This is a genomic window from Marinospirillum sp., assembly GCF_014859565.1.
The window spans coordinates 1-4,818 of record NZ_JACUUA010000235.1 but is presented as its reverse complement, the minus strand read 5'-3'; the positions used below and the strand labels follow the sequence as shown (position 1 = coordinate 4,818).

Annotated in this window: 5 protein-coding genes; 3 read left to right on the top strand and 2 right to left on the bottom strand. The window is 52.0% G+C overall.

Annotated elements, in window-relative coordinates; all coding sequences use genetic code 11:
* The coding region (locus IBX50_RS17310) for a HopJ type III effector protein (protein ID WP_292257550.1) at positions 1–289 on the bottom strand (289 nt) is incomplete at its 3' end.
* 95 nt (positions 290–384) lie between these two features.
* On the opposite strand from IBX50_RS17310, the gene rmuC reads away from it, so the two are divergent.
* A complete protein-coding gene (rmuC, locus tag IBX50_RS17305) occupies positions 385–1,707 on the top strand; it encodes a DNA recombination protein RmuC (RefSeq protein WP_292257549.1) in 1,323 nt (440 codons plus the stop codon).
* Positions 1,700–2,800, top strand: coding sequence for a glycine oxidase ThiO (gene thiO / locus IBX50_RS17300; RefSeq protein ID WP_292257548.1), 1,101 nt, complete (start codon positions 1,700–1,702; stop codon positions 2,798–2,800). The genes rmuC and thiO overlap by 8 nt, the downstream gene beginning before the upstream one ends.
* Here thiO and IBX50_RS17295 read toward each other — a convergent pair.
* Positions 2,767–3,036, bottom strand: coding sequence for a PP0621 family protein (locus IBX50_RS17295; protein ID WP_292257547.1), 270 nt, complete (start codon positions 3,034–3,036; stop codon positions 2,767–2,769). The genes thiO and IBX50_RS17295 overlap by 34 nt on opposite strands.
* 139 nt (positions 3,037–3,175) lie before the next feature.
* Here IBX50_RS17295 and IBX50_RS17290 point away from each other — a divergent pair, with 139 nt between their 5' ends.
* The gene (locus tag IBX50_RS17290) at positions 3,176–4,798 is read left to right on the top strand and encodes an NAD+ synthase (RefSeq protein WP_292257546.1); all 1,623 of its coding nucleotides are present in this window, start codon (positions 3,176–3,178) and stop codon (positions 4,796–4,798) included.
* Positions 4,799–4,818 lie beyond the last annotated feature (20 nt).

The window sequence follows — 4,818 nt, the reverse complement described above, 5'->3', positions numbered from 1 at the left end:
TTTGTATGAAGTTACGAATGTTCTGGTGGTCGCTACCTTCGGGGTTTTGTAAAACATCCTGGGTGTAAAAATCACCAAAGGCATTCAGAGTGGCCTGTTCACTCAATCCATGCAGCTGACCAAAGGCAAAAATCTTGCAGGAGCCGTTGTTGGTATTGGCTTCGTTGACCTGGCTGCCATTAATAAAACGTGTTGGGGTGAAGCTGTATTCCGCCTCAATCACTTCGATGACTTTTTTAAAATCAACAGATTGGCGGTTGAGTTCTTCCAGCAGCTCATTCAGGGTCATGGTCACGCTCCAATAGGCTCCAATAGTTTGCAAGATGCACAGGATAACAAAAATGCCTGTTATGATGTTATTTACTGAAGTGATGGAGATGTGGTGTGTTGGAACCCCTGATAATAAATGCGGTGATTGCACTGGTTGCCCTGCTGGTGGGTATGCTGCTGGTTTGGTTGGTGACGCGAGCCACACAACGGACTCTGGCTGAAGCAGCTGAAGCTCGTATTAATGAGTTAAAGGAAGAGTTGTTGCAGGTGCGGCAGGATTTGCAGATTGAGCAGGTAAGACACCGAGAACTGATTCGTGAACATGCGGAAGTTTCCAGCCTGCAGCAGGAGCGCCAGAAAAGCCACGAGCAGCAGTTGCAGTTGTTGAACTCGGCGCGTGAGCAGATGAAAAAGGATTTTGAGTTGCTGGCCGGTGACATCCTGGAGAAAAAAGGTCAGCAGTTTCGTGAGCTGAACAGCGAGAATATCCGCCATCTGTTACAGCCATTGCAGCAGGATGTGGTGCAGTTTCGCAGCAAGGTGGAAGCCCTGCATACCGAAGAAACCAAACAGCGCAGTGCCTTGCGTCAGGAGCTGATCCACCTGCAGCAGTTAAACCTGACCATCACCGAAAAAGCCGAAGAGTTAACCAAAGCCTTGCGTTCAGATGTTAAACAGCAGGGCTGCTGGGGTGAGATGGTGCTGGAGAAGGTGCTGGAACAATCCGGACTGCGGGCCGGAGTGGATTACAAACGTGAGGTGAGTTTTCAGAGTGAGGATGGGCGGCGGCGACCGGATGCCATTGTTTATCTGCCGCAGGACAAACACCTGATCATTGATGCTAAAACTTCACTGAATGCCTATACCCGCTATACCTCCGCAGAAACGGATGCCGAACGCAGTGTGGCACTGGCAGAACATACCCGCGCAGTCAGAGATCGTATCAACGAGCTGGCAGATCGGGAATATTTTCGTTTGCCGGGTTTAAACTCACCGGAAGCGGTGATTCTGTTTATTCCGGTGGAGTCGGCTTATGTACTGGCACTCAAGCAGGATGCGTCACTCTATCAACGGGCGATTGAAAATCATGTGTTGGTGGCAACACCCACAACCCTGCTGACCAGTCTGAGTATTGTGGGTCAGTTGTGGCGTTTTGAGAATCAGAGTAAACATACTGCAGAGCTGGCTAATCGTGCTGAGAAGTTTTACAACAAGCTGCGGGTGTTTCTGGAAAGCATGTCCAGCCTGGGTGGTCAGCTGGATAAAACCCGCGAAACCTTTGATCGAGCCATGGGGCAGTTATCCACCGGGCAGGGTAATCTGATCAAACAGGCTTCGGAATTTAATGAACTGGGTGTTTCAGTCACTCGTGCCTTACCGCAGGAGCTGGTTGAAAAAGCCCGTCTGGAATTGCCCAGTGGAGAAAAAAATGAGTGATTTTCTGATTTTGGGTGGTGGTGTGATCGGCATGATGCTGGCGCGCGAGCTGGCAGATGCCGGAGCGGATGTCACACTGGTGGAGCGGGGTGAGTGTGCACGTGAATCCAGCTGGGCAGGGGGTGGCATTGTTTCACCCCTGTATCCCTGGCGTTATCCACCGGAGATTACGGCGCTGGCGGCTTATGCTCAGGATTATTACCCGCAGCTTGCTGCCACACTGCTGGAAGAAACCGGCATTGATTCCGAGTTTTGTGCCAAGGGTTTACTGTTTTTGCGAGTGCCGGATCAACAGGATGCTCTGGACTGGGCCAAACGTGAACAGCGAGATTTACAGATAGTAGATGCTTCGTTTTTGTATGACAAGGAACCGGATGTTGCCCCCGGTTTTAAAGAAGCCCTGTGGATGCCGGGTGTTGCCAGTGTTCGTAATCCTCGTCTGGGGCAGGCACTCAAGGCATCACTGAAGTTGCGCAGCAATATACGCATTCTGGAAGATACCGAGATCAAGCGCATTTACCACGATGAGGGTGAGGTGCTGGGTGTGGAAGGCAAACAGATGATTTTTTCTGCACGTCGCACCATCCTGTGTGCCGGAGCCTGGACAGGTGGTTTATTGCAGGATCTGGGTGTCAAAACAGCCATCAAACCGGTACGTGGGCAGATGATTCTGTTCAAGGCATCGCCGGGGTTGGTGAATCGAGTGGTACTGATGGATGGGCGGTATCTGATCCCGCGCCGAGATGGTCGGATTCTGGCCGGTTCCACGCTGGAGTATGTCGGTTTTGACAAGCACACCACCGAAGACGCGCTGATCTCTTTGCGGGATACGGCTTACCAGTTACTGCCACGGCTGCGGGATTATGAAATCGAACACCACTGGGCAGGTTTGCGCCCCGGCAGTATTGATGGCATTCCGCTGATGGGTGAAGTACCCGGCTTTCGTAACTTGTTTGTCAGTGCCGGGCATTTTCGTAATGGCTTGGTGCTGGCGCCGGCGGCAACACGAGTGATGGTCGACCAGCTGTTAAAACGACCACCAGTGATCGACCCAGCACCTTATTCCTTGTCTTCTTTATCAAAAGCCTCTTGATGTTCACGGCAGCAGAAATAATGCTGCCCTGATTCTATGGCGCTGTTCTTTGGCAGGTGCACACCACACTGGGCGCAGGGAATCATCGTTTCTGAGTCCTCGGATTCGAGCTTTTGATCCCTGCTGTTGTTTTGATCCAGCCGGTTGTTCTGCTGCTGCAACCAGAACTGCCATAAACGCCAGCCAGCCCAGAACAGCAATACAAAAACCACCAAGCGTACAATTAAAAGACTCATGCAGGTTTCTCCATGTTTGAATTAAGTGCAGCAATAAGGTTTTGTTGTTGTGCGAATCTTTGCTATTTGACCCGCGTTTGCTCAAAATAACGCCCATTCTAACAGCTTTCTGTTTCCTGCCGACTGATGGAGCCTCAGCTTGTCGACCCTTCGTATTGTTTCTGCCCAGATCAACCCTGTAGTGGGTGACCTTGCGGGCAACACTTCAAAAATTTTACAGCTGGCGCATGATCTGGTGGCTGAAGATAGTGCCGATCTGCTGCTGGTGCCAGAGCTGGCACTGACTGGTTATCCGCCAGAGGATCTATTGCTGCGCCCAGCTCTTCAAACACGAGTGGAAGAACAGCTGCAACGGCTACAGAAAGAAATCCACGGCATCACTCTGGTGATTGGTTATCCGATCCGCCGAAATGGACAGTTGTTTAATGCTGCCGGAGTGCTGGATCAAGGGCAATGGTTGGCGGAATACCACAAACAGTGTTTGCCCAATGATCAGGTGTTTGATGAAAAACGCTATTTTGTTGCCGGTCAGACACCCTGTGTAGTCACCATCAACCAGATTGCTGTGGGGCTGCTGATTTGTGAAGACCTGTGGCAGCAAGAACCGGCTGCAAAAACCGTGGCGGCAGGAGCTGAAGTCCTGCTGGTATTAAATGCCTCACCCTGGCATCAGGGTAAACTCAGCGAACGTCAGGCGCTGGCACAACAACACAGCCGTACACATACTTGCCCGTTGGTGTACTGCAATCTGGTGGGTGGGCAGGATGATCTGGTGTTTGATGGCGCCTCTTTTGCTATCAGTGAAAAGGGTGAAGTACTGGTGCAGGCTCCGGCTTTAAAGGAAGCCCAGATGCTCTGCACACTGGAAAAAAAGCAGGGTGTCAGACTGTTGCCCGGCGAGTTGTCGGCCTTGCCGGGTGATCTAGCCTATTTATATGGCGCACTGGTGCTGGGTTTGCAGGATTATGTCAACAAGAGTGGTTTTAAAGGCGTGGTGCTGGGTATGTCCGGCGGTATCGACTCTGCCTTGTCAGCAGCCATTGCGGTAGATGCTCTGGGTGCTGATCGTGTATCCGGCGTGATGTTGCCTTACCACTACACCGCCAGCATGAGTGTAGAAGATGCCGAAGAAGAAGCCCGGTTGTTGGGGATTGATTACCGAGTGATCCCCATTGCACCGATGGTGGACAGTTTTATGTCTGGCCTGGCGGATACCTTTGCCGGAACCGCCAGAGATACCACCGAAGAAAACCTGCAGGCACGCTGTCGAGGTACCCTGTTGATGGCGCTGTCCAACAAGCTGGGGCTGATGGTGCTGACTACCGGCAACAAGAGTGAAGTGGCGGTGGGTTATTGCACTCTGTATGGCGACATGGTGGGTGGTTTTAATGCCATCAAGGATGTTTACAAAACCCTGGTTTTTCAGCTGGCTGAATGGCGCAATCAGCAAGGTTATGTGATTCCGCAGCGAGTGATTGATCGCCCACCATCAGCAGAACTGGCACCGGATCAGAAGGATGAAGACTCCTTACCGCCCTACCCGGTACTGGACAAAATTCTGAAGGGATATGTCGAAGACGACTTGTCGGCCAGCGCCTTGATTGATGCCGGATTCAGCCGCGAAGACGTACTGCGCGTGGTGGGTCTGGTGGATCGCAACGAATACAAACGCCGCCAGTCCGCACCCGGTGTACGCGTCACCCAGCGCGGGTTTGGCAAGGATCGACGCTACCCGCTGGTTAACAAATGGCCGGTGTTGTAGTCGGGATAAAATCTTGCTGC